The organism is Streptomyces sp. W16, assembly GCF_033194735.1.
Classification (GTDB): Bacteria; Actinomycetota; Actinomycetes; order Streptomycetales; family Streptomycetaceae; genus Streptomyces.
The window spans coordinates 1-25,386 of record NZ_JAWOAI010000079.1 but is presented as its reverse complement, the minus strand read 5'-3'; the positions used below and the strand labels follow the sequence as shown (position 1 = coordinate 25,386).

The following is a 25,386-nucleotide window of genomic DNA, read 5'->3' as shown; positions in this document are numbered from 1 at the left end:
GACGGCCGGGAACGCGGGCCCGACCGCCGCGGCGAAGGCGACGGCCGAGGCCGTGTGGCCGGAAGGGAACGAGGCGGACGCCGGCATGGGAACGTGCCGACCCGGAAAGGGCGAGTCCTCGGCGCGGTGCGGGCGTGGCCGCCGTACAAGACGTTTGCCGAGCAGGTTGGCCGTGGTGGACGCGACGGCGACAGCCGCTACGCCGAGCACCGCGGCGCGGCGGGAGCGGCCGGGGCGCAGAGCCAGGGTGGCGGCGATCAGGAGGGTGATCTTGGAGTGATCGGCCGCCGCGGACAGCCGGCGCAGCGCGGAGTCCAGTGCGGGTGTGCTGGTGACCGTCACGGCCTCGTAGAGCGCCTGGTCGAGGCTGGCGAGGTCGTGCAACAGGCCCTGCGGTACTGGTTGTTCCCGCGAGTGACGGTCAATCATCGCTCTGCTCCTGGTTCTTGTCGCCTGAGGGGGCTGCCGGGTCGTGGCTCTCGCGTCCATAGGGCGACCGGTCGAAGGCGAGGCGCATCACGCGGTACCAGTCGACGGCCGGTGCGACGTACGGTGCCCCGGGACGTTCCCGCGGCACGCGCACCCGCAGCGCGCCAGGCCGTATCGTGCACACGACGGGCGGGGGCAGGACGAGTGCCTCACCGTCCACGGCCACCGGGATGGTCTCCTCGTCGGACTCCACGACGACGCTGCGGGACGTCAGGGTCGTGATGCCGCTGGCCCGCTCCCCCAGCAGCGCCAGTTCGGCGGCCTGTACCGCGCCCCCGACCCTGACCGCGATCACGCCGAGCGCGCCCGTGTCGAGCCGTTCCCTGCGGCCACCGGTCAGGGGGTCGGCCCGTGCGTAGGGGTTGTTGCTGACCAGCACCGCCTGTGGGGCCTCCAGCCGCTCTTCGTCGGTCCGGGCGCTGAGTTCGGCGCCTGCCTCGCCTGTCAACAGGTCCGGCAACTGGTCGAGGGCGGTGACCGCCTTGGCATCGCGGTAGTCGGGGTTCTGCACGATGTGCGCGTACGTACCGAACGAGGCGGTGTTGACGAACGGCCGGCCGGAGATGTCTCCCAGGTCGACGCGGAGTTCCACACCGTCCGAGAGTGCCTCCAGGCTGCTCACCGGGTCGTCCCGGTCCAGACCGAGGTCCAGGGCGAAGTGGTTGCGGGTGCCGGCCGTCACGACCATGAACGGCAGTCCGTGTTCGGCGGCCACTCCCGCCACCAGGGCCTGGGTCCCGTCGCCGCCGGCCACACCGAGCAGGTCTGCTCCCTCGGCGACGGCCTGCCGGGCCAGTGCCACCGGATCCGTGTCGAGGTCGAGCAGGATCACTCGCGCGCCCAGTGCCTCGGCCCGCTCCACGAGCCCGAACTTCCCGACCTTCCCGCCACCCGACCTCGGGTTCATGATCAGCACGGCCCGGCGGGGTGGGCGCACCGTGCGGGTGTGCATGCCGTGCGGCTTGCGCGGGCGGCGCAGGGCGCTCCTGGCGCAGCCGAGCGCGGCCGTCCACGCCGCGAGGGCGACCACCGCCACCAGCCACAGGCCCGACACGGCGTACAGCACCAGGACTCCGACGGGTGCGGCGATCGCCAGCAGGGCACCGAGGAACCGGGCGAACCCGCGGTGCGCCAACGCCCACCACAAGCCGGCGCCGGCCAGCCCGAGACCCGCCAGACCGAACAGCAGGATGAACCAGTGACCGGTGCCGGCCACCACGGCGGCCACGGCCCCGGCGATGCACAGCAGGGCGAGACGGGCCAGGGCTCGCGCCGCGCCAAGACCCGTGCCGGGTCCGTGGCGCTCCGTCTCACGCGTCGTTCCGGTCTCGTTCACTGTCACTTCCCGGTCATGGCTGGGTCGGACGGTCGTCATCTTGGCGGGTGCCACGGCCGCCCGTCACACCCGCGATTGCTGTCGGTGTCCATGGAAGTGACGTGGCGTGTCCCGCCTCGCCTTCGGCCGGATGCGGTCGGCGACACGGCCTCAAGCCGCGAGGCCGATCATGGTGGCGTGTTCGTACGCGCCCGTCCAGCTGCCGACGTCCACGACGCGGCTCCCGCGCCACGCGTCCGGGGTGCGGTGCCCGCCCCCTCGACGGCGAGGCCTTCGAGCTGCGACCTCATCGCGCTTAATGCAGCGAGTCCGGCGTTTCCCGGCCTCGTTGTCCCTGTCCGCCACCCCGTCTCCTCACGCCCATCGGTGATCGACCGAGCCGCGACAACGTACATCGCAGTACATCGCAGAGTGGATCAAGACTACAGGCCGGGTCATGCCGACCGTGTCGGACAACGGCTTCCGCAAGCGGCTGCGGGTGGCGAAACGGGGCCGGGGCCGGCCCGCCCGGACCGAGGATCCGCCCGGCCGGATCGGAACCCGGTCGCCATGGCGGCGCCGGGCACGGACTACGGCACGTACGCCCTGCACGACCCGCGCCGCCTCATCGGCGCCACCGCCGACCGCACCCGAGTTCAAGACGGCGGCGGAGTGCCCACGACAACAGCATCGTCGAGGCCCCCATGGCCGGGCGGGAATCACCAGGTGGCACCGGGGTGCACTGGAAGGACCAGATCCGGCCGGCAATCCGTCTGCGCCGTGCGGGACGGCTCCGGGTACACCCGCGTACGCCGCAGCACTGACAGGGCTCACCGCCCCCACGCACGTGGCGGCGCCCCGGGAGCGACTTCCGGCAGGTATCCGGAAGGGCAGATGGCCACCCTTCCGCCCCAGCACGGGCCAACCGTCAGACACCCACCGAGCGAGTGAGCACATCGGAACTTAAGGTGCATATGGCGCGCCCCGTGAAGGGGGCTCATGGTTCCGGTCTGGAGCAGGGAGTTGTGTCGTGGCGAAGGCATACCTGGTGGGAAGCGGCATCGCGGCGCTGTCGGCGGCGGCGTTCCTGATCCGCGACGGCGGGTTCGCGGGCTCGGACATCGTGCTGCTGGAGGAGCAGGAGCGTGAGGGCGGCAGCCTGGACGCGGCCGGCTCGCCCGAGACCGGATACACGATGCGTGGCGGGCGCATGTTCGAGGTGCACTTCGACTGCACCTACGACCTGCTCGGCTCGATCCCCTCCCTGGACGATCCGTCGAAGTCGGTCACCGAGGACACCTTCGCCTTCCACGAGGACTTCGCCTGGGACGACCACGCCCGCCTCGTCGACGCCACCGGCAAGGTCGTGGACGCGCACTCGATGGGTTTCTCCGAGCGCGACCGCCTGGAACTGGTCAAGTGCGTGGCCACGCCCGAGCGGGAGCTGGACGGCAAGCGGATCACCGACTGCTTCAGCGAGGGCTTCTTCCGCACGAACTTCTGGTGGATGTGGTGCACCACCTTCGCCTTCGAACCGTGGCACAGCGCGATCGAGTTCCGCCGCTACCTCAACCGCTTCGTCCACCTCTTCAAGACCTTCGACACCATGTCGGGGATCTACCGCACCCGCTTCAACCAGTACGACTCCATCGTGCGCCCACTGCTGAAGTGGCTCACCGAGCAGGGCGTGAGCATCCAACTCGGCACCCGAGTAACCGACTTGGCCTTCGCCAAGGGCAGGGACGAGCTCACGGTCACAGCCATCGCGGTGACCCGGGCGGGCCACAGCGAGGAGATCCCCGTCGGCCCCGGCGACCTGGTCATGGTGACCAACGGATCGATGACCGCGGACTCCACCCTCGGCTCGACCGGCACGGCCCCCGTCCTCGACACCTCCGGGTCGAGCGGCTCCTGGAAACTGTGGGAGACCCTCGCGGCCAAGCGGCCCGGCCTGGGCAATCCCAAGGTGTTCGAGTCGTCCGTCACCGACTCCTGCTGGGGCTCCTTCACCGTCACCACCAAGGACCCCACCTTCTTCAAGCTGATGGAGGACTTCAGCCACAGCGAGGCCGGCAAGGGCGGCCTGATCACGTTCAAGGACTCCAACTGGCTGCTGACCATCGTCCTCAACCACCAGCCGCACTTCCGCGAGCAGCCCGCCGACACCTTCGTCTGGTGGGGCTACGGCCTCTTCCCCGACAAGGAGGGCGACTTCGTCAAGAAGCCGATGCGGCAGTGCACCGGCCGGGAGATCCTCGACGAGGTCCTGTGCCACCTGCGCTTCGAACAGGCGCCGCAGATCCTCGACACGTCGATCGTCATTCCCGCCCTGATGCCCTACATCACCAGCCAGTTCCTGGTCCGCAGCCATGGCGACCGGCCCCCGGTGATCCCCGAGAAGTCCACCAACCTCGCCTTCATCGGCCAGTACGCCGAAGTCCCCGACGACGTCGTCTTCACCGTCGAGTACTCCGTACGCACCGCATGGACCGCCGTCGCCCAGCTTCTCGGCCTTGAGCGGCAGCCGCCCCCTGTGTACAAGGGCCAGCACAACCCCAAAGTCCTCATCGAAGCACTGGAGACACTCCACCGGCACTGACCGCCGCCGCATGGCCTGCCGGCGAGGAGGGTTGCAGCGGACAGGAACGCACTCCAACGGCCGCTGCTCTTCGAGGATGTCGAGACGCTGCCCACCACGGCCGGGGTAGCTTCCTGCGGGCGATCGGACGGTGCTTGGGCCAACCTGTACTGCTCGGGTCGGAAACGGACTCCGGTCACCCGGTGCTCGGTTTTGACGTCGAAGCGGACCGCGTGGTGCTCCTGGCTGACCCGCACTTCGCTGGATCGGTCCCCGTCGCGCTGAACCAGGCGTCGTCCCCAGGCCGAAGGCCGGCGGGGCCGGGAACTGCGTACGCTGCAGCGGTGATCGTCCGATGCGTCAAGATCATCAGACCCGGGACCTCGACGGTAGTGAGCGAGCATCCGGGGATGCGGATCGGCGAGGAATACCCGGTCCTCGAAGTGTTCGCCGCCCGGCCCCGCGTCCTGTTCCGCCTTCCTGACCGCAGTGCGAGACGAGACGAGATCGACTCCCCTGGACTGTGGGACGCGGACATGTTCGAGATCGTGTCCGATCGGATGCCGACCTGTTGGGTCACCGCACTGGACGACGGCAGGCTGACCCTGGCGCCCCAGGAGTGGCAGCGATCCGGTTTCTGGGACGACTTCTTCGATCACCTGCCGGACGCGGTCGCCGAATATGACCGGCTCAAGGCCCAGATCATCGCGGAGTCGTGACGACCTGACCAAGGTCAGCAACCCCGTCCTCACCTCGGCCGACTTGGGCTCGCAGCCATTCGGCCTGCTGTTTCTTGTCGGAGATGTGCCGCAGGCTCTCCCGCAAGTCGGCTACCTCACCGAGCCACTGCATCCGCTGGGCCTCTCCCAGGCGTCGGCGGGGTTGGTCTCGATCTCCAGCAGACGGGGCTCCTGGGACAGGTGCAGACGGAGCATGGGGCACCTGACAACACAGGCTTCTCTGAACTAGCGCCAGCGCCAGCGGGCGCGGGCGCGGATTACCTCTAGTCAGAGCTGATTGCGGCGTCCAGCGCGCGCAGGGCGTCATCGTATCGCTGACGGTCGAAGTGGAACGGGCCGAATGCCGTGTAGTCGCGGGTCTTGCGGTGGGGTTGCTCGAAGGAGTCCCAGGTCACGAGGTCGGCTGTCGCAGTGATACGGGCCATGAGTGGCCAGCATCCCCACTCGCCGCATTCACAACCGAGAAGGGGTGTCTTCGGCCCCATCGCGTTGGTGGACCGTCCGATGAAGTGGTCCTGCATCGGGCCGAACCGGAGGAACTCCGGGATCAGACCGCCGTAGGCGTCGCCTGCGGGCTGCATCCCGGCGGCGATCTCGAAGCTGTCGATCAGCTCGGTGAGTGGTGCTCCGCCGATGCGAGGGAGGATCACGAGCGGGCCGTCGCCGCCGCGTTGCTCGCAGCCGAACCCGAACTCATTGCTGGTCATCCACTGATTGTCTGAGCGCTGCTGTTCCCTCCTTGTCCCGGATGGGTTGTTGAGCTGGGGGTATGCGTGGCACGCCAAGGCTGATCGCCGTGCCGCCGTGAGTTCGTCGGTCCATTTGACCGAGTTCGTCTTGGGCGCCAGCCAGGCTGACCCGGAGTCCTTCGACCTCGCCGAGCCAACCCTCGCGCTCGGCCTCGGCCTCGGCCTCGGTGATGCGGGCAACGAGGTTGTCGCGGATCTCCCCCAACCGGCCGCGCTGGGCCAGGCAGGGCCTCGGCGTAGTTGTGTGATGCCTGGTTCGTACCGATCCGTCAACTCGGGGTCCGTGGGAGGCGACCGCCCGACGAGGTCGCGGTGGCGTTACGGCTTTCCGCCGACGGGTGCGGGCTCGGGCTTTCCGAGAGGGATGTCGCGCATGCCACGCAATGGTGAGAAGAACAGCCACAGTCCCGCGCAGCAGCCGCCGGCGACGGCGATCCACAAGGTGGTCTGGACGCCGAGGGCGGTGGCGAGCGCGCCGCCGGCCACGCCGCCCAGCGGCAGTGTGCCCCAGGTGATCCAGCGTGCGGCGGCGCTGACCCGGCCGAGCATGTCCGGCGGGCAGGCGGCCTGGCGGTAAGTGGTCAGCGAGACACCCGCGACGGTGGAGGCGAAGGTCCACGAGATCCAGCCGAAGCCGAACAGCAGCACCCACCAACCGCGCCCGGCCAGCGGGATCAGAAGGCCGGGCAGGGACAGCACGGTCATCGAGATCCAGCTGATCCTCGCCGAGCCGACCTTCCGGGCGAGGTACCGTGCCGCCACGCCGCCGGCCACCCCGCCGACGGCCCCCAGCGCCAGCAGCAGCCCAACCAGGGCAGGACGCAGATGCAGCGTGCGGATCAGGAACACCGGGCCGAGGGTCTCCACCATGATGACGAAGAAGTTGGCTGTGCCGTTGAAGGCCACCGAGTTCCGCAGGATGGGGTCGCGGGTGACATAGGCGAGCCCCTCACGGATCTGCGCCCACAGCCCGGGCCGCCGGTCGGCTTCGGCCGAGGGCCTGCGTCGCTCGCGGGTACGGATAGCCGTCAGCGAGCCCGCCGACAACGCGAAGGAGAGGGCGTCGGCGGCCATCGCCCCCGCGGCGCCGACCAGCGCTACCAGCCCCGCGCCCAGACTTGGCCCGGCAATTTGCGCGACCGACCGAGATACGGCCACCTTGCCGTTGCCGTCCATGAGCCGGTTACGGTCGAGCAGCACCGGCAGATAACTCTGGTAGGCCACCGAGAAGAACACGGAGAAGACGCTGGAGACCAGCGCGACGGCGTAGAGCTGGGCGAGCGTCAGCGCCCCGGCTGCCTGCGCCAGCGGCACCGAGCCGATCACCAGGAACAGCGCGAGGTTGCACCAGATCATCAGCCGGAGCTTGGGGACCCGGTCCACTATGGCCCCGGCCGGCAGCGCCACCAGCAGATACGCACTCGTCTCCGCAGCCGACAACAGGCCTACCTGGAATGCGGAGGCCTCCAACAACACGACAGCGACCAACGGCAGGGCGAGGACGGTAACTTGCGACCCCATCTCGCTGACCGTCTGCCCACCCCATAACAACAGGAAGTCGCGATGACGCCAGATCGAGGGATGTCTTCTGTTGTCAGCAGGCATCCGCCCGATAGTGGCATCAGCCATAACCCATGTCCACGCCAGGGCCTCGGAGTAGGCGTGTGATGTCCGGCTCGTTGCCGATCCGCCGGCTTGGGCCTTCGCCGAGGACGCCTCCCAGCTGCGGACCGGCAACGCGCCGCGCCATGGCCGACTGGCGCAACCTCGCCATCGGAGCCCTGAAGCTCGCCGGCGTCACCAACATCGCGGCCGCCCTCCGCAGCAACGCCCGCGATCCCCGCCGCCCCCTCACACTCTTCGACTGGAGACCTTGCGCTTCTCGAAGTGCGCAAGGAAGGGGTCCCGTTCCTCTTCGGTCGGTGACCGATACTCATCGCTGGGTCGGGTAGCCCTGCGGCGGGCGATGAAGGCGCGATGGGCCTTGATGGCCTCGGCCGGGTAGATCGCCAATGGTGCAGTCGGGTATTGGAACCCTCGGAATATCCCGGTCACGATCTTCCTCCTTCCTCCCTGGCTGACTTCTCGGCACTTCACCCCGAAGAACGGTGCGAGCCGGTGTGAAGGCCGGTGCTGGGCGAAAAGAAGGTGCACTGGGCAAGGCGGTGTCGGCAGGATGCCCTGCGTGACCGAGCTGCCAAGCAACGCCGTCCCGCCCCCTGCCGTCCTCGATGCCTTCGGCGTGCAGGGCACTCTTGTCCCGCTGGTCGGCGGGCAGGGACGAAGCGTTCTCGTCGGTGGGTTTGTGTTCAAGCCTGCGGAGGGAGCCGAGGACGAGGCCGAGTGGGCTGCTTCCCTGTTCGAGACGCTGGCACCCGGCAGTGACTTCCGCGTCCCGTTGCCGCTCCGGGCCGTCGGCGGGCGGAGCGTCGTGGACGGCTGGACGGCCAGCGAGTTTCTGACCGGTGGGCCCGGTCCGCAGGAGCACTGGACTGGTGTGCTCAGCGCCGGCCGTGCCTTCCATGCCGCCCTGCGACAGATGCCCCGGCCCGACTTCCTTGATCGGCGTACCCACCCCTGGGCCGTGGCCGACCGGGTCGCGTGGAACGAACAGGACATCGACGTGATCGAGGACCTCGCCACGCCGTTCTCCGCTCTGCTGGAGTTGAGGCGCCCGGTGGAGCAGGACGAAGCTCAGCTCATCCACGGCGATCTCACCGGCAACGTGCTCTTCGCTGCGGACGAAGTGCCTGCTGTGATCGACTTTTCGCCGTATTGGCGGCCTCCGGTGTTCGCCGAGGCCATCGTGGTCGCAGATGGTCTGCTGTGGTTCGATCTGCCGTCCGACCTGCTGACGGGTGGCAGCGATCATCCTGACTGGCAGCAGATGCTGATTCGTGCACTGATCTTCAGGCTCGTCGCACACAGCGAGAGCGCGGGACCGTCGGGGCGGGCTCAGCCTGGTGAGCCAGAGCGGTACGTAAGGGCAATCGACGTTCTGGTAAAGACGTTCGCAGCGCTTCAGGGTTAGGTTCTGTCCGGCGGATCATGTAGACAGTCGGGTTGCCGGCTCGTTGGTATCGGCATGGGGCGGGTGATCTGACGAGCGCGGAGTGGGTGCGGCTGGCTGGAGCCACATCTGCCTTCGCCCGAGAAGCGCGGTGGCCGGTGGAACGACCGCCGCAGGGTGATCAACGGCATTCTGTTCCGGGTCCGCACCCGCATACCGTGGCGTGACCTGCCCGAGCGTTCCGGCGGACGGAAAACCGTCTATGAACGCCAGCCGCGGTAGTCGGCGGACAGCTCGTGGAACCGGATCCTCACGGCCGTCAAAGCGGACGCCGACCTGGCCGGCCCGCCGGATCGACTGGAGCATGGTCGGCGTGGACTCGACGTCCTGCCGTGCTCATCAGCACGCGGCCGGTGCCCGCAAGGAGAAGCCGCGCGTCCCGAAAAGGACCACGCCCCGAAACCACCACCACCCGCGCAAGCGTCTGCCGTAGAACTCCACAACCTTGGCGGCCACGTCACCGCCCCAGAACTGACCGTGCGTAGGTCCGCTTAGGCCTGCCGAACTCCGAGACGAACAGTCCGCGCACCTTCTCCGTCCGTGTCGGCGGCGGCCATCCGCGTCCCGTAGCCACCACGGCGGTAGGACGAGCCGGCCCGCGCATACCCCTCGTCGAGCCCCTTCCTGAATGTGGAGCGGCGCTGGGAACAGCAGGGGGCACCCTCCATCTGTGCAGCGGCGCAGGGCGCCGCCCCAACGGTCCTGATGCCTGAAGTGCCTTTAAGAATCCGCTAGTTGGGCAAGAATGGCGGATCGGGCGGGCCATGTGTGACCGAGTGGGGCGGAGGCGGCTGACGGGATGACGACGGCTGACGGGGTAACGCCAAGGCGGTTCGCAGGGCGGCGGCGGTTCATGGCTCTGGGAGCGGGTGGCCTGGCTGCGGCGGCCGGCGGGGTGGGCATCTGGCGGCTCCTCGACGGCGGCGCAACGCAGTGGCCGTGGGAGCAGGTGTGGTCCAAGCCTCTGGACGGCCTGTATCCGGCGGCGCTGAACACGCACGCCGGGGTCCTGTACCTGTCGGGTACCGGCGAGGTGACTGCGGTGGATCAGGCCACCGGAGGCAAGCGGTGGCAGGCGCTGTCGGGGCTCGCCAGCCAGTCCGCCCCGGCGTTCGGCGCGGGCGTCGTCTGCATCAACGGGGTCCGCACGGGCGGGCGGACGGTGGTGAACGGCCTGGAGATGGCCTCGGGCCGTGTGCTCTGGGAACGCGAACTCGACGGTCTGACCCAGCACGCCCCGACACCGGCCGGGGACGTCATGCTCGTGGTGGTCGGGCAGACCTCCGTGGCCTCGAACACCGTCCTGCACGCCCTGGACACCGAGTCCGGCAGGACCAGGTGGAGCACCCAACTGCCCGCGAGGACGTCGGGACCGTCGGCGCCGGTGACCGGAAACGGCCTGCTGCACCTGACCAGCGGGGTGCAGGACGACGGGTCGATGGCGTGGGCGTTGGACCTGGCGACCGGCACGCTGCGCTGGAAGTTCCCTTCGGAAGGCTTCCTGGGGACCCCGGTCCTGGCCGGACGCGAACTCCACATCACCGCCAGCCCGAGCAACGCAAGCGCCGACGAGGGGCACAACGCGTTCATCACGCTCGACGCCGCTTCGGGAAAGGTCCTGCGGCGGGCGGGAAACCTGCCGGTCGGCACCGAGTCGAACATCCAGCGGGCCGGCGGCACGCTGTACACGGCGGTTCGCCGCTACGGGGACCAGTACCGCAGCACCCTCGCCGCCATTGACATGTCGACGGGCCGTGTGCGCTGGCAGTCGGACACCGACATCGACTTGGTACGGAATCCCCTCCTCGTCTCCGGCGACACCGCCCTGGCCGGGGGCAACAAGTTCCCCGAACTGACCGGCTCCTACGTCGTCCAGGTCTTCGACGCCGCCACCGGCCATCGCCGCTGGTCCCGCGACATGGGAACCCAGGTCAGTTCAAAGGGCCCGGTCCTGACCGGCGGCACGATCTGCGTCCCCACCCGCGCCACGAAGTACACCGAACAGGGCACGCTCACCTTCCTGGACCTCGCCTCCGGCGCCTCCCGCTGGCACCGCCCCCTGACCGCCAACGGCGACGCCATGGCGTGCCCGGACGGCCGCACGCTCTACGTTCTGGCCCTGCCGTTCCCGGGCCCCAACGGAAAGACACTCGACGACCAACACGGCGCAACGCTGTACGCACTACGGCGCGGGAACTCCTGACAGTACGCCGAGAGCCCTACCGCTGACCGGTGAGTGCAGGCCCACGAGCATCCGCAGGGTGGTGGGTTTGCCCGCCCTGACCTCATACCCGACGGTCTCCTGTCTGATCAACACGCTCACCTCGGCCGGGCCTCACCCTGGTCCAGGATGCCGAAGTCGACTGCGCGCTTTGTCCGTCGACGGGTCCACAGGCCACAGGTACTGTCCCCCCGGGCGGCTGCTGCGGGATTTCGAGAGCGCCGTCATCCATCGGTATCGGCACGAAGGGCACCCCATGACCAAACTTGTCCGGTACCTGACACTACTCGTGATGGGTGTTTCCCTGCTGTTCCCGTCCACCGGAGCTGCCTCTGCGGCTTCGGTGGACACCGGCGCGTCCGGCGCCGCCGAGGGTTCCTGGCAGGCGCCCCTGTCCACGCGCGGGCGCTACATCGTCGACGCGAACGGCAACCGGTTCCGGCTGAAGTCGGCCAACTGGGACGGCGCCCAGGGCTCCTGGACCGGTAGCGGCAGCGAGGCCGACAGCGCCAATCACCACGCCGGGCAGAACTCCTACGGCATCCCCCTGGGCCTGGACCGCGTGCCCCTTGCCCAACTGATGGCCGACTTCCACAAGTTGGGCATCAACAGCATCCGGCTGCCATTCTCCAACGAGATGATCCATGACACCGCCGCCGTACCGGATGCCGCCGTGACAGCCAACCCGCAGTTGCGCGGCCGGACGCCGCTTGAGGTGTTCGACGCCGTGGTCTCCGCGCTGACCTCGGCCGACTTCGCCGTCATCCTGAACAACCACACCAACACCTCCCGTTGGTGCTGCGGGATCGACGGCAACGAGCGGTGGAACAGCAGTCAGTCGACCCAGCAGTGGGCGGACGACTGGGTCTTCATGGCCCGCCGCTACGCCGCCGACCCCCGCGTGGTGGGAGCCGACCTCTACAACGAGGTACGCCGCGACGTCTGGAACGACCCGAACTGGGGAGGCGGCGACGAGCACGACTGGTACGCCGCCGCTCAACTCGCCGCCGACCGCATCCTCACCGAGGCGAACCCGAACCTGCTCATCGTCATCGAGGGCATCAACTGGACCGGCCTGCCCATCGACGGATTCGCACACGGCCGCCCCCTGCTCACCCCCGCGCGCACGCTCTCGCACACCCTGGTGGCCGCCCACAAACTCGTCTACTCGGCCCACTTCTACGGTTACACCGGGCCCAACCACAGCGGTGCCACCGGCATCGGCGAGACCAGCGATCCCCGCTACCAGGATCTCAGTCGCGACGCACTGTTCCAGGCCCTGTACGACGAGGCATTCTTCGTCTCCGAAGAGGGCGGCAAGCATTACACCGCCCCCGTGTGGATCAGCGAGTTCGGCGTCGGAGCGGGTGAGACCGGCACCGCGGCACGCACCTGGTTCGGCAACGTCACCGACTACTTCGCCGACCACGACGCCGACTTCGCCTACTGGCCGCTGGTCGGCTGGCAGGGCCACGACGACTGGGCCCTGCTGCGCTACGACACGGACGGAACCCGCCACGGCCTCCTGGACGACGCGGACTGGCGCGCCACCGGGTGGCAGCGGCTCATATCCGCCGCCTCGCTCAGCGGTCCGGTAGCCCCCGTGCCCGCCTGGCAGATGCTCGCCACCGAGCACGGCGACCAGGTCGAGTCCGTACGGGTGCGTGCCACCGGCGACTGGGACCCGGGCGCCGCCAAGGCGGCCTGCCCGGACGGGCTGCGGCTGATCGGCCTCGGGCACACCTCGGGTCGGGGACTGTGCACGGACATCACCGCGGGCGACCTGCGTGCCGCCGACGGCGCCCAGACGGTCGTCACCGACGAGCGCAACGTCCCCCAGGGTGGCGACTGGGCCTCCGGATACACCAAACTCCAATGCGGCCAGGGCCAGTTCCTCATCGGCTACAGCCACCGGGGTGCGCGGACGTCGGCGGCCCTCTGCGCTCCCGCCGGTGCCGTGCTCGCGGGAGCGGGGCGCACCGTGTGGTTCGACCGGTCCGACAGCCGGCCCGGCGACGCCGGTGGCGGTGACTTCGCCGTCGGCGACTACAAGGGCCAGTGCGCGGCCGACGAGTACGCCGCAGGCATCGCGTACACCACCCGCACCGGCAGCTCGCCGGGCCCCGCGGCCCTGTTGTGCCGCAAACTGACCCTCTGAGCCACGCGGAGAAATGGTGCCGGGCGGGCCGGCGGGCGGTGATCGGCACAACAGGGGGTGCCGTTGACGAGCAGCGAACCAGGTGACAAGTAACCCGCCGGTATCTTTCAGGGCTTCGGCGCAGTGGTCTTCTTCGGCTGGCGGGACACCGTCTTGGTCTTGTCGCGGTGTCCGTAGACCGTGGAGCGGGGGGCGTTGAACGTGTCGGCGATCTGCTGGACGGTCTTCTCACGGGCGCCATAGAGCTGCTCGGCCACGGGCCCGCGCGGAGACGAGCCCGTCGTTGGTGTTCGCCACGATCAGCTCTCGCTGGGGGTCTGCGAGCATGCCGAACATGGCGCGGCCTTCCATGGTGGAGGTGTCGATGCCCTGCTCGATGACGTGCAGGCCGATGCCGTGTTGGCATGGGTCGGCGCCGAGGGTGATCAGGTGCAGGACGGAACGGGAGAGCCGGCCGAGCCGGGTGACCCTGAGGACGCCTCCTTCGCGCATGCCCCCAGGGGGAAAAGTGCCCTATCGCCGGAGACGAGGTCGCCGCAGCGGGCGGATCTTGAGTCGATGTCGAGGGCTGCGGCGGCGATCTTCGTGATACGGCTGGGGTTGAGGCTGACCAGGCGTTGTGCCTTAAAGGTGGCCTTGAGCGGGGAGTTGGCGCGCTCACAGACGCCATGGATGCCGCGGATGACCTATGACCTTGTTGTACGTCTGCTGGGTCTCGGTCAGCTCGTCTCCGGCGGGCTTCCTGAAGGGGTAACGGAAGCCGTCGCCGGCGTTCTCGTAGCCGACGTCGACCGGGGTCGGCATGTCCAGTTCGGCGGCGATCCGGTCGAGGGCGTCGATCAGGCCGTGGTGGCGGGCGCAGGTGGTGTCATGTTCCCTGCCCGGGCGGACCGAGAAGACCCAGATCGGCCAGCCGTCCGGGGTGGCGATGACCTGTGCATTCCCGCCATGGTGCTGGCGTTTTCCCGACCACCAGAGGTCCGTGCGGTTGGAGCCCGGGGCGGACCCGCGATCGACGCGGATGACGGTGCCGTCCAGGTTCAGGTGGGTCAGCCCGGCCGTCTTCGCGCGCTCCGGCGCGGTCGCGAGGTCGGGTACCCCGGCCGCCAGAACGGTCAGCCCCTCATGGAGGTAGCGGTAGGCAGTGAAGGCCGACAGGCCGTTGTCGCGGGCGAGTTGGGGAAAAACGGGTGCCGCCGATGAACCAGCGCAGGACGAGCATCGCCTGACAAAGGCAGCTCAGCGCCCGCCGTCCCTTGCGCGTCCTGACCGCGATCCGGCGCTCTCGCAACAGCCGGGCCAGATGCTCGGCGGTGAACCGCTTCACATCGAGCAGGGCGGCATATGTGACATTGACCGACACGTGAGGCCCCTCGGTCAGGACAGTCTGTCGCGAGATCGTTCCTACCAGGGGCCTTACGCCTGCCCGGACTTGGGGACACCCCGGCCCGCAACGCCAACATCGCGATCACGACGAGCAACCACCGCTTACCGGGAAAGACCCAGCGGAACAAAGTGCAGATACATTCGCCCCATCCACACCAAGCGGAATCCTTACTTCTGAATTTGAGGGTCTCCTGAGCTTCGACGCCAATCGGCGGCGTCCATTGTTCGCAGAAGTTAAGAAAACGGGCACAGATGCCCGAATTGGCAAAGTTTTCATTTCGAATTCATGGCAGCGAATTGGGAGTCTTGACATCTCTTTTACTTGCATGCCCACGTCAGCCCCTTGTAGATTTTGGGGCGTCAGGGAGTGATCAGTCGCAAATGCGACTGAGGGGAATCTCTGACTTACAGAGGGGGCTTTCCCTTGCGTCGAAGAACAATATGGAGAGTTTTTTCGAGAGTCGCGGTCGGAACCGTCGCCGGCACGTTGCTCGCACTGGGGACTGTGCCGGCAAGTGCGGATGACACTACGGACCCGGCAATGACTGCCGCTCTGCAGAGAGTTGCAGACGGTACCTGGACTCAGGCTGATCTCGATTACATCAAGACCGATCCGACAATCGCTGACCAAGTGCCGGACCCGTCGATACCGGAGAGCAATCTGGTCACTGAGAAAACGGTCGCAACCGCGGGCGAGCAACATCTGACGGCGGACGAACTTCCCTCTGGGGCGGACTACGACGCGTCCGACGAGGTCATACTGCCCGCGGTACCGGATGAGGGCAGCAGCACGGTGGGCAGAGCGACGACCACCTGGAATGAGGTCGACGTCTGGGTCAAGAAGTACAGCTTGTTGGGCAGCACGATCTTCACCTGGCACCACGTGGTCAACTTCGCCTACAACGGCTCCCATGTCACCAGCTGGGGCTACCGCTACGACTACCTTTCACAGCAGCAGGGCATGGTGCAGGTGAAAGAACGCACAACGAACCAGACCACATCGACAGGGACATCGTCCGCCTACAACTTGATGCAGCGCCACCTTCAATACTGCATAGCCAAGTACGGCTGCTACGCGGACGTCTATCCCTGGTCCAAGATCACCGTCAAGGGGTCTGGGGGCTATTCCTACAAGTACGGTAGCGGGTAACATCCGGGTGTTGTGATCGGGGTGCCGGTTCGGTTCACTGCCAGACCAGAACTGAAACGGCACCCTGGTATCAGACGGAGCCAAGGAGATTGACCGTGAAAGGTCTCATCCTGAAAATAGTCGGCATATGGGTCGCGTTTATCGTGATTCTGGGAGTCTTTGGTGCGGGAATCGGGATTCCTGAATTGACGATTTGGACGGTCTTGCTTGCACTATCAAATGTGGCGGTTGTAGTACGGTATCGACGAACAAAACAACATAGTTGAGAATCGATAAGCCGGCGCCGCCAAGGGCTCCGGCTCCAAGTCGTGGTCCGGCGGATCCTCCTGTATCCGCCGGACCACCATCGAAGCCGCGAATGTTGTTGCAGATTCACCGCCGACTTCGTGACCCGCATGGCAGACCTGGGTATGACCGCCATGCGCCGGGACGTCACCGGCGAGGCCGCCGGACATCCGGCCGCCGCCTGAACTGATCGGCCGGCGCTATTACCAGGCCTACCCACCCCGGCGGACTGCTTCGCCGAAGTTCGTCCGCCGTGTACGGCGGCGCCTCTACCGGCCAGCCCGAATGCTGATCACGGGGACGTGTGCCACGTCCGGCATCGGGCTCCGCGTCGGCCGGCCCCTGTGGACGCCCGGTGTTGGAAGGAGCAGCCGTTCCGGACGTCGTAGTGCGGCACGTCGATGCCGCCGTTGCCGTCCTGTGGCAGGTACGGGTCTGCCGTCCCGCTCCCACCGGGGGCCGGGGCCCGCTGGGCCACCGCGGGTCCGGCCAGCGACGCCCGTCTCAACCCGAACAGGGCTGGGCCGACCTGGTACGGAGGACCACGCCGGATGCCTACGGCACCGCCGGGGTCGCTCGACGCGGGCCGACTCCATTCCCTTGCCGCTCGCCGTTTTATTCGGTTGCCGCTCCCCCTGTCCGGCCCTCACCATGGGCGAGCCACCGGGAGCTGCCCGGTGCTCCACGAGAGGAGGCACGACCGTGATCACGACTGTCTTCGGCCTGCCCACAGCCAGCCTCCCTCTCACCTCATGGAGTACCTCCAGCGATGTCTCACGACGATCTCCCGCAGCACCCTCAGTACCCGGCATTTCCTGACGCCTTCACCGCCGACGCCTACCGGTCCGTCCCACCGTCGCAGGATCTCGGCGACGTCGACGAACGGTTCGTCTTCGACTTCCGTCATTACGACGACCTCGCCGACGGCCAGCGCTGGTCGACCTGGCTCAGCGTCGAACCTCTCTGCCGAGGCCCCGAGCCCCTCCCGGACTGGGTGGTGACCTCGCAAGGCGCGATCGACACGGAACTCGGCGTCCTGAAGACCGGCAAGGAGGCCGACGTCCACCTCGTCGAGCGCGCCGACCCGCTCGACCCCGCCGCCGGCGTCGTCATGGCGGCCAAGCGGTACCGCTCCCCCGAGCACCGGTCCTTCCACCGTGCCGCGTCCTACACCGAGGGCCGCTCGATGAAACGCTCGCGTGACGAGCGGGCCGTCAAACGGAAGAGCACCTTCGGCCGGCAGGTCGCCGCCGGCGAGTGGGCGGTGTCCGAGTGGGCTGCGCTGGTGCGGCTCTGGAACCTCGGACTGCCGGTTCCCTACCCGGTCCAGATCGACGGCACCGAGATCCTGATGGAATGGATCACCAGCCTCGACGAGGACGGCGCCGTCCAGACCGCGCCCCGGCTCGCCCAGACCCGGCCCTCACCCGAACTGCTGGCGGCGTACTTCGAGCAACTCACCGATGCGCTCGCGACGATGGTGCAGAACGGCCTCGTGCATGGCGACCTCTCGGCGTACAACATCCTGGCGGCCGGCGAGCGGCTGGTCATCATCGACCTGCCACAGATCGTCGACCTGGTCGGCAACCTCAACGGGATGACCTTCCTCCAGCGCGACTGCGCCAACATCTGCGGCTGGTTCCGCTCGCGGGGCCTCGATGTCGACGAGCACGCGCTGTTCGCGGAACTGATGGCACACGCCTTCTGAACCAGGCGCCCAGCCAGTCCTCCCCGTGCCTGCGCGGACACGGAGTCATCCGGTCCGCCGGCCCGCGGTGACGATCACAACCGTGACAAGTTGAGGCCGAACCATGTACGAAACCCACCCGCAGCGTGGCGTGCAACGCGTCGGTCAGTACAGGCGGCCGGTCTGACGACGGGCGTTCTCGCGGCGCTCGGTCCGGCGGCGAGCGCCGCCGCCTCCCGAGACGGCCGGCTCCACCGCAGCCGCTGCCACGGCGAGTTGGTTCGCCCAGCCGGCCAAGGCGGTCCGGCCCAGGCTCCGTTGGAGGTGGCCGGACAGGCCTGGTGGACCCGGTGGAGATCGCGCGGGAGAAGGAACTCGCCTACGGCAAGGCCACGTCGACCGGCGGCGCGGCCCACGACGGTCCGGTGCCGGGCGACGGGACTCAGTGGGCGGGAACCGGCTCGGACGACGGCAGCCACTCCCGCGCGATCAGCCCGTAGACCCACGAGTCAGAGACCTCGCCGTTGACGACGCAGTCCTCCCGCAACGTCCCCTCACGCACGAAGCCGAGCTTCTCCAGCACGCGGGCAGACGCCACGTTGCGCGTATCGGTCTCGGCCTGGACGCGATTCAGGTCCAGCGTGTCGAATGCCCACCGCAGCAAGGCGCGCGCGGACTCGGTCGCGTAGCCGTGGCCCCACGCCGCATCGTCGAAGCAGTAGCCCAGCGACGCGCTGCGGTACTCCGGATTCCACCTTTTCAGGCTGCACCAGCCGATGAACGCCCCGTCGGAGACACGTTCCACGGCGAGCCGCGCCCCGGTGCCCTCCTGTGCCATCTGCCGGCAAGCCGCGACGAACTTCTCGGCGCGCACGGGTTCGCTCCACGGTGGCGAGTCCCAGTAACGCAGCACGTAGGCGCTGCTGTGCAGTGCGAAGAGGTCGTCCGCATCCGCGTCTTCGAATGGACGCAGTCGAAGGCGAGCGGTGTGCAACGAGGGAGTGGGCAGCGACATACTCGTGTTCCGTCCCGTGATCGGTGGCCGATCAAGCAGACATCCGATGCGGGCCACCCGCAATGGATTTTCTCGACGGGCCGGCAGAACGACGTGTCCGCTCGTCGGTGGGAGCGGTACGTGCCTGGGGCCGGGGGCTGTTGGAACAATCCAGGTTCGGTCTCGTCGAGAAATCCGAGGCCGACTAGGCGCTTGAGTTTCGCTCGCCCGCACAGTTCACCCCGGCGTAACAAGCGCCCGAGACCGTTGCGCACGCGAAGCCCAGATCAGGCCGGAAGTTCGCGTCTCCCCTGACGGACCGTCACGAAATAACCGTGTTAACTCGGCGCGCGACCCCTTGCCAAGGCGAGATAGTACGTGCTCGGATTATCTCTGTCGGACGGCACCCCACCGCCCCGAATCCGCTGCTCAACCCATGCACCGCGGGGTCAATACACCCTGCCTCCGCTCCCCGTCCCCCTCCACTCTCCCCCTGTTCGCTCTCCCTCCCGCCGCCGTGCCCGGAGCGTGCCTGCGCCATGTCCGCAGCCCGCCGAAGAGCACGGTCGGCACCCCTCGGCGAAACCTGGAGAAGCCCGTGTTCGATCTTTCGTCCGTCGACCTGCTCGACGCCTTCACCCGCGAGCTACGGCTGTGCAAACTGCGCAGCGGCGAGCACGTCGTGGTGCTGTCCGAGCCCGGCAGCCGCGGCGACTATGTCGCCGCCGCGTTCGGCGCCGCCAAGGCGTGCGGAGCTCATGTCATCTCCGCGACCGTGCCGGGCGGCAGCCCCGCGCCGATGCCGAGCACCCACACCGGTGCGGGCCCGGGCCTGGTCTCCGTCCTCAACGACAGCACCGCGCAGGACCTGTTGAAGTCGGCCGACCTGGTCGTCGACCTGACCCGCGAAGGCTTCATCCACGCGCCGGTCCAGCAGGAGATCCTGCGCGCCGGTACCCGCATCATCTTCGTCTGCGACGCCCCCGACGTGCTGATCCGCAACCTGCCCAAGGAGGGCGACAAGGCTGAGGTGTTGGAGGGCGTCGACCTGCTGAAGCGGTCGTCCGTCATGCGGGTCACCTCGGACGCGGGGACCGACCTCACCGTCCAACTCACCGGATCCAAGCCGGAGTTCCAGTGCGGCTTCGCCGACGACCCGGGCCGCTGGGACCACTGGCCGAGCACGATGGTGCTGTGCTGGCCGGAGATCTCCGACGGGCAGATCGTGCTCGCCGAGGGCGACATCCTGCTGCCCTTCAAGGAGTACGTCCGCTCCCCCGTCACCCTCCAGATCACCAGCGGGCACATCGAGAAGGTGTCCGGCGGCGCCGAGGCCGAACTGTTGTCGACGTTCTTCGAGGACGCCCGGGACCAGTGGGCGCGCAGCCTCTCCCACATGGGCTGGGGCCTGATGCGCACCGCCGACTGGTTCGCCACGGCGATGTACGGCAAGGACGACCTGATGGGCATGGACGCCCGCGCCTTCGCCGGCAACTTCCTCTGGTCGACGGGCCCGCACCCCGTCCTCGGACGTGAGTCGTACGCCCACCTCGACATCGCGATGCGCGGCTGCACCGTCACGGTCGACGACACCGAGGTCGTCACCGCCGGAAAGCTCACCGGCGACTGACCACGTCACCCCTCTCCCCCGAACCACCCGTACCCGCACGCGAGTTGGAGGAAGTGTGGCGCCCAGCCAGTCGTACGAAGTCACCGTCGTCGGAGGAGGTCTCGGCGGGCTCACCACCGCGTTGGCACTGCGGCAGCGCGGTCTGCGGGTCACCGTCCTGGAGCAGGCGTCCGAGCTCGGCGAGGCCGGCGCAGGCATCCAGACGGCGCCCAACGCGAGCCGCGTCCTGATGGGACTCGGGCTGCGCCCGCAGATGGAGGCCATCCACACCGAGCCGCTCGACCAGGTCCGACGGCGGTGGAAGGACGGCCGCATCATCGGACTGACCTCGCTCGGGCAGCGCTGCAAGGACCAGTTCAACGCCCCCTACTGGCACTACCACCGGGCCGATCTCCACCGCGTCCTGCTGGACGCGTGCATCGACCCCGCCGGCCCCGGCCCGGTCGTCCAGGTGCACACCGGGAGCAAGGTCGTCGAGCTGGACCGCACCGACCCCGAACGTCCCGTCGCGGTCACCGAGGACGGACACCGGTACACCGGCGACGTACTCATCGGCGCCGACGGCATCCGCTCACGGACCCGCGACCTGATGAGCGCCCCCGACACCCTGCAGTTCTCCGGCGAGATGGCCTACCGGGCCCTGATCCCAGGGGAGTTGATCGCCGCCGACCCGGCGACGCGCTGGCTCGTGGACCGCTTCCAGAGCACCATCTGGTACGGCCCCGACCGGCACCTCGTGCACTACATGATCCGCGGCGGCGAGTACCTCAACGTCGTGGCGTGCGTGCCCTGCACGGACGAGGTCGCCGAGAAGTGGAGCGTGTCCGCGACCGCACAGGACCTCGTGGACGCATTCCCCGGCTGGGACGACCGCGTACCGGCCATGCTGTCCAAGGCGAAGGAGGACGTCTCCGCCTTCGCGCTCCACCACCGGCGCCGCGACCCGGTGTGGACGGACGGCCGGGTCGCCCTCCTCGGCGACGCCTGCCACGCGATGCTCCCCTACCAGGCACAGGGCGCCTCACAGGCCATGGAGGACGCCGCCGTACTGGCCGAGGAACTCGGCGCGGTGACGTCCGCCGGCGTCGAGGGAGCGCTGCGCCGCTACGTCGACCGGCGCGCCAAGCACGCCGGCATGGTCCAGGACGCGTCCCTGCGCAACAAGACCTTCTACCACCTGCCCGATGGCCCCGAACAGCGGGCCAGGGACGAGAGGTTGAGGAACTTCGACGGCGAGTCGGACCTCTCCTACGACTGGCTGTGGTCCGGCACGCCGCTCAACGACCCCGATCTCGGCGCGTTCTCCTACCAGTTCGCCCGCTGAGCCGGCCACCTCCCTCAGAACTGCCACCCCCTGCACGCACCATCCGGTCCGCACGCCGGAGCCCCGCGAAAAGGCGCGCCCGCAACCGTGCGGCACGTACCAGACACGCAACACCGTGGAGCGAACGTGAAAACAGGCGATCAGATAGTTCAGGAACTCCCCTGGAAATGGCCCGTCCAGGGAAAGATCTTCATCATCGGCGGCCTCGGCTACCTCTTCGACGCCTACGACATCGCCCTCAACGGCTTCCTGATGCCGCTGGTGGGTGAGCACTTCGACCTCTCGCTGAGCGATCGTGGGTACGTCGCCACCGCCAACCTCGTCGGCATGGCCGTGGGTGCAATCGTCTGGGGCTCGGTCGCGGACCGGATCGGCCGGAAGAAGGCGTTCAGCGTCACGCTGCTGATCTTCGCCGTCTTCTCCGTCCTCGGCGCGCTCTCGCCCACGTACCCCGTCTTCCTGGCCCTGCGCTTCCTCGCAGGCATCGGCCTCGGCGGCTGTATCCCCGTGGACTACGCGCTGGTCAGCGAGTTCTCGCCGCGCAAGTACCGGGGCCGGGTGCTGACCGGGCTCGATGTGTGGTGGCCGGTGGGCGTGACGCTGTGCGGGTTCGTGTCGACGGCGCTGCTGTCGGTCGACGAGAACTGGCGGTGGATGCTGACGACGATGGTCGTGCCCGCGCTGCTGTTGTTCTGGGCCCGCCGTGGCATCCCGGAGTCGCCGATCTACCTGGCGAAGAAGGGCCGCGAGGCGGAGGCCAGGCAGGTCATCGACGACCTGGTCGCCCGTACCGGCGCACCCGCCGTGCTGTATTCGATCCCGGAGCCCGTCGCCGAGACCGGTCCGCGCGGAGTGGCAGCCGCGGCCGAACAGCTGCGCCGCATATGGCGGTTCAGCCCGCGCATCACCTCCGCGGCCTGGTTGCTGTTCGCCACGATCATGCTGGTCTACTACGCGGCCCTGAGCTGGATGCCGACGATCCTCAAGGACGAGGGCCTCGGTGACACGGCGGCCTTCATGAAGACCACCCTAATGAGCGGGGTCGGCATCATCGGCGTGCTGGTGTCCACGGCACTCGTCGACGTCGTCGGCCGCAAGTGGCTCATCGGGGTCTCGGCACCGATCGCGTCCCTCGCGCTGGTCGTGTTCGCGCTGGTGATGGACATGCCGACCGGGTCCGTCGTGGCGATCGGCGTCTTCGGCTTCCTGATCCAGCTCACCATCCCCGCCCTGTACGCGTACGCCTCCGAGCTGTACCCCACCGAACTGCGCGCCAGCGGCTTCGGCTGGGCCTCGTCGGTCAGCCGGGCGCTCACCGGATTCGCCCCGATGCTGTTCGGCTCGCTCATGTGGCCCGCGCTGGGGCTGGCGACGACCTTCGCAGTGCTGGGGGTCGCGGTACTGCTGGCCGTCGTGTGGATGGCGTTCGCCGCACCGGAGACCAAGGGCCGGGTCCTCGACGCCAACGAGGAGGAGCCGCCGGCCCTCACGCGGCTAAGCGTCGCCGAGCAGCCGGCCCTCTGAAGCACGGCCTCCCGGACCGCCCACCCATCAACTTACGGAGGACCTTGACTTCGTCCCCCTCCTGAAGGAGGGGGATTCCTACGGCTCGCGCCGTAGGGGTTCCTGCTTCAACGCCGACTGCCCGCCAGGAGAACTCCCTTGAGGTCTTACACCAGCTCCACAGGCCGAGACGGCCAGCCCGGCCGCCTTGATGTTGCAGGCCGCGTTGATGTCGCGGTCATGCACGGCACCGCAGTCACACGTCCACTCACGGACGTTCAGCGGCATCTTCGCCGCAACCGTGCCGCAGGCCCCGCACAGCTTCGAGCTGGGGAACCACCGGTCGACCACGACGAGTTCACGCCCGTACCAGGCGCACTTGTACTCCAGCATGGAGCGCAGTTCCGTCCACGACGCGTCACTGATGGCGCGTGCGAGCCTGCCGTTCTTCAGCAGGTTGCGGACGGTGAGGTCCTCGATCACGACCGTTTGGTTCTCACGGACGAGCCGGGTGGTGAGCTTGTGCAGGTGGTCGCGGCGCCGGTCGGCGATCCGCGCATGGACCTCGGCGACACGCTTGCGGGCCTTCTCCCGGTTCGCGGAGCCCTTCGTCTTCCGGGACAACTCCCGCTGCGCCTTCGCGAGACGGGCGCGGTCGCGCCGCTCGTGCCGGGGGTTGGTGACCTTCTCCCCGGTGGACAGGGTCACGAGCGACGTGATGCCCGCATCGATACCGACCGCATTCGTCGTGGCCGGAGCCGGAGCAACGCGGTCGTCGCACAGCAGCGACACGAACCAGCGGTCGGCACTGTCGCGGGACACGGTCGCCGTGGTCGGCTCACTGCCCTCCGGGAGGGGGCGCGACCAGCGGATGTCCAGCGGACCGGCCATCTTGGCCAGAGTCAGGCGGCCGTCGCGCCATGTGAAGGCGGAGCGGGTGTACTCGGCCGACGCGCGGGATGTCTTCCGGGACTTGAAGCGCGGGTACTTCGTGCGCCTGGCGAAGAAGTTCCCGAACGCCGTCTGGAGGTGGCGCAGCGCCTGCTGAAGCGGGACGGAGGACACCTCGGCCAGGAAGGCGAGTTCCTCGGTCTTCTTCCACTCCGTCAGCGCGGCCGACGACTGCACGTAGGAAACGCGGCGCTGCTCTCCGTACCAGGCCCGTGTGCGCTCTTCCAGCGCCTTGTTATAGACGAGGCGGACGCAGCCGAACGTGCGCGACAGCTCCGCTGCCTGCTCATCCGTGGGGTAAAAGCGGTACTTGAACGCCCGCTTGACCTGCTGCGTCATGCCTCACGTTCTATCAGCTCCCGTGTGAGTGGTAGGTGTCGGCCAGTAAACGGTGGACGCCGGACCGCCCTGACGGCGAACCGACTTTCCCTGCCCTGCTTCACGAGAGCTTCGTTTCCTCCCCCGGCTGAAGCCGGGAGTATCCACGAAGGAAAGCCCCGATGAAGCCCGCCCCCTTCCAGTACCACCGGGCCCGCGACGTCGACGGCGCCGCACGACTGCTGGCCGAACTCGGCGACGACGCCAAGGTCATCGCCGGCGGCCAGAGCCTCGTCGCGATGATGAACTACCGGCTGGCCCGGCCGCGCCACCTCGTCGACATAGGCGGCCTGCGGGAACTGGACCGGATGCACCGGGACGCCGACGGCGGACTACGCATCGGGGCGCTCACCACCCACCACACAGTGGAGAGCGACCCGGCCGGCGTGCTGGGGGCGGGCTTCGAGGTCCTGCGGCAGACCATGACCTGGATCGGGCACCTCCCGATCCGCACCCGTGGCACGGTCGGCGGCAGTATGGCGCACGGCGACGCCACCGCCGAGTGGTGCCTGCTCGCGGTGACGCTCGGCGCGGAGTTCGTGGCACGCGGGCCGCAGGGTGAACGCACCATCCCCGCCGGGGACTTCTTCCACGGCTACTACACAACGGCCCTCGACCCGGACGAGATCCTCGTCGAGATCGTCTTCCCCCGACCCGCACCGCACGCCGCCCTCACCGAATTCGCCGAACGGCGCGGGGACTTCGCCCTCGTGGCCGCCGCGGTCGACCTCGATGTGGAGAACGGCGAGGTGCGCGGGGGCCGGGTGGCACTCGGCGG

The 25,386-nt window shown here is 68.4% G+C and carries 20 protein-coding genes and 3 pseudogenes; 12 read left to right on the top strand and 11 right to left on the bottom strand.

The window, feature by feature from the left end; all coding sequences use genetic code 11:
- Both R6V09_RS13535 and R6V09_RS13530 read right to left on the bottom strand, forming a co-directional pair.
- Positions 1-429 (bottom strand): phosphatase PAP2 family protein (locus tag R6V09_RS13535; protein ID WP_317881641.1); only part of this gene is annotated, 429 nt, incomplete at its 3' end.
- The gene (locus R6V09_RS13530; protein ID WP_317881640.1) at positions 422-1,825 is read right to left on the bottom strand and encodes a diacylglycerol/lipid kinase family protein; all 1,404 of its coding nucleotides are present in this window, start codon (positions 1,823-1,825) and stop codon (positions 422-424) included. The genes R6V09_RS13535 and R6V09_RS13530, both read right to left, overlap by 8 nt.
- A 1,009-nt stretch (positions 1,826-2,834) precedes the next feature.
- Between R6V09_RS13530 and R6V09_RS13525 the strand changes: the two genes are divergently transcribed.
- Together R6V09_RS13525 and R6V09_RS13520 are read left to right on the top strand one after the other, a co-directional pair.
- Positions 2,835-4,403 (top strand): oleate hydratase, encoded by a 1,569-nt coding sequence (locus R6V09_RS13525; RefSeq protein WP_317881639.1) that lies wholly within the window; start codon positions 2,835-2,837, stop codon positions 4,401-4,403.
- A 323-nt stretch (positions 4,404-4,726) separates the two neighbouring features.
- Positions 4,727-5,101, top strand: coding sequence for a hypothetical protein (locus R6V09_RS13520; RefSeq protein ID WP_317881638.1), 375 nt, complete (start codon positions 4,727-4,729; stop codon positions 5,099-5,101).
- A gap of 284 nt (positions 5,102-5,385) precedes the next feature.
- On the opposite strand, the gene R6V09_RS13515 is transcribed toward R6V09_RS13520, so the two are convergent.
- The 3 genes from R6V09_RS13515 to R6V09_RS13505 all read right to left on the bottom strand — a co-directional run bounded on the left by R6V09_RS13515 (position 5,386) and on the right by R6V09_RS13505 (position 7,476).
- Positions 5,386-5,829 (bottom strand): hypothetical protein, encoded by a 444-nt coding sequence (locus R6V09_RS13515; RefSeq protein ID WP_317881637.1) that lies wholly within the window; start codon positions 5,827-5,829, stop codon positions 5,386-5,388.
- A complete protein-coding gene (locus R6V09_RS13510; RefSeq protein ID WP_317881636.1) occupies positions 5,816-6,076 on the bottom strand; it encodes a hypothetical protein in 261 nt (86 codons plus the stop codon). Before R6V09_RS13510 ends, R6V09_RS13515 begins: the two co-directional genes overlap by 14 nt.
- A 113-nt stretch (positions 6,077-6,189) precedes the next feature.
- Positions 6,190-7,476 (bottom strand): MFS transporter, encoded by a 1,287-nt coding sequence (locus R6V09_RS13505; RefSeq protein WP_317881635.1) that lies wholly within the window; start codon positions 7,474-7,476, stop codon positions 6,190-6,192.
- A 580-nt stretch (positions 7,477-8,056) separates the two neighbouring features.
- On the opposite strand from R6V09_RS13505, the gene R6V09_RS13495 reads away from it, so the two are divergent.
- The gene (locus R6V09_RS13495) at positions 8,057-8,902 is read left to right on the top strand and encodes an aminoglycoside phosphotransferase (RefSeq protein WP_317881634.1); all 846 of its coding nucleotides are present in this window, start codon (positions 8,057-8,059) and stop codon (positions 8,900-8,902) included.
- Between the two features lie 32 nt (positions 8,903-8,934).
- A pseudogene (locus R6V09_RS13490) lies at positions 8,935-9,368 on the top strand (transposase); the annotation flags it as partial.
- On the opposite strand, the pseudogene R6V09_RS13485 reads toward R6V09_RS13490, so the two are convergent.
- Positions 9,299-9,558 (bottom strand): annotated as a pseudogene (locus tag R6V09_RS13485) (hypothetical protein); the annotation flags it as partial. The pseudogenes R6V09_RS13490 and R6V09_RS13485 sit on opposite strands and share 70 nt — an antisense overlap.
- A gap of 236 nt (positions 9,559-9,794) precedes the next feature.
- On the opposite strand from R6V09_RS13485, the gene R6V09_RS13480 reads away from it, so the two are divergent.
- Both R6V09_RS13480 and R6V09_RS13475 read left to right on the top strand, forming a co-directional pair.
- Entirely contained in the window at positions 9,795-11,144 is a 1,350-nt protein-coding gene (locus R6V09_RS13480) for a PQQ-like beta-propeller repeat protein (RefSeq protein WP_317881633.1), read from the top strand.
- Between the two features lie 310 nt (positions 11,145-11,454).
- Positions 11,455-13,320, top strand: a complete 1,866-nt coding sequence (locus R6V09_RS13475) for a glycoside hydrolase family 5 protein (protein WP_317881632.1) — start codon at positions 11,455-11,457, stop codon at positions 13,318-13,320.
- Positions 13,321-13,427: 107 nt separating this feature from the next.
- On the opposite strand, the gene R6V09_RS13470 is transcribed toward R6V09_RS13475, so the two are convergent.
- The 3 genes and pseudogenes from R6V09_RS13470 to R6V09_RS13460 form a co-directional block, all read right to left on the bottom strand.
- On the bottom strand, positions 13,428-13,577 hold the full coding sequence (locus R6V09_RS13470) for a hypothetical protein (RefSeq protein WP_317881631.1): 150 nt from the start codon (positions 13,575-13,577) through the stop codon (positions 13,428-13,430).
- Positions 13,549-13,812, bottom strand: a complete 264-nt coding sequence (locus R6V09_RS13465) for a recombinase family protein (protein WP_317881630.1) — start codon at positions 13,810-13,812, stop codon at positions 13,549-13,551. The genes R6V09_RS13470 and R6V09_RS13465 overlap by 29 nt, the downstream gene beginning before the upstream one ends.
- Before the next feature lie 71 nt (positions 13,813-13,883).
- A pseudogene (locus R6V09_RS13460) lies at positions 13,884-14,683 on the bottom strand (transposase family protein); the annotation flags it as partial.
- 564 nt (positions 14,684-15,247) lie between these two features.
- On the opposite strand from R6V09_RS13460, the gene R6V09_RS13455 reads away from it, so the two are divergent.
- Both R6V09_RS13455 and R6V09_RS13450 read left to right on the top strand, forming a co-directional pair.
- A complete protein-coding gene (locus R6V09_RS13455) occupies positions 15,248-15,856 on the top strand; it encodes a hypothetical protein (RefSeq protein WP_317881629.1) in 609 nt (202 codons plus the stop codon).
- 1,054 nt (positions 15,857-16,910) lie between these two features.
- Positions 16,911-17,849, top strand: a complete 939-nt coding sequence (locus tag R6V09_RS13450) for a serine protein kinase RIO (protein ID WP_317881628.1) — start codon at positions 16,911-16,913, stop codon at positions 17,847-17,849.
- 421 nt (positions 17,850-18,270) lie between these two features.
- Here the strand turns inward: R6V09_RS13450 and R6V09_RS13445 are convergent, their stop codons facing one another.
- Complete coding sequence (locus R6V09_RS13445) at positions 18,271-18,843, bottom strand: GNAT family N-acetyltransferase (RefSeq protein WP_317881627.1); 573 nt, start codon at positions 18,841-18,843, stop codon at positions 18,271-18,273.
- A gap of 577 nt (positions 18,844-19,420) precedes the next feature.
- Here R6V09_RS13445 and R6V09_RS13440 point away from each other — a divergent pair.
- The 3 genes from R6V09_RS13440 (at position 19,421) to R6V09_RS13430 (ending at position 23,300) form a co-directional block, all read left to right on the top strand.
- Complete coding sequence (locus R6V09_RS13440; protein WP_317881626.1) at positions 19,421-20,452, top strand: hypothetical protein; 1,032 nt, start codon at positions 19,421-19,423, stop codon at positions 20,450-20,452.
- A gap of 55 nt (positions 20,453-20,507) precedes the next feature.
- Positions 20,508-21,776: an FAD-dependent oxidoreductase gene (locus tag R6V09_RS13435; protein ID WP_317881625.1), complete on the top strand. Its 1,269-nt coding sequence runs from the start codon at positions 20,508-20,510 to the stop codon at positions 21,774-21,776.
- Positions 21,777-21,902: 126 nt separating this feature from the next.
- Entirely contained in the window at positions 21,903-23,300 is a 1,398-nt protein-coding gene (locus tag R6V09_RS13430; protein WP_317881624.1) for an MFS transporter, read from the top strand.
- A gap of 78 nt (positions 23,301-23,378) precedes the next feature.
- On the opposite strand, the gene R6V09_RS13425 is transcribed toward R6V09_RS13430, so the two are convergent.
- Positions 23,379-24,569, bottom strand: coding sequence for an RNA-guided endonuclease InsQ/TnpB family protein (locus R6V09_RS13425; RefSeq protein ID WP_317881623.1), 1,191 nt, complete (start codon positions 24,567-24,569; stop codon positions 23,379-23,381).
- 161 nt (positions 24,570-24,730) lie between these two features.
- Here R6V09_RS13425 and R6V09_RS13420 point away from each other — a divergent pair.
- Positions 24,731-25,386, top strand: a 656-nt coding sequence (locus tag R6V09_RS13420; protein ID WP_317881622.1) for an FAD binding domain-containing protein, incomplete at its 3' end; no start/stop codon positions are given.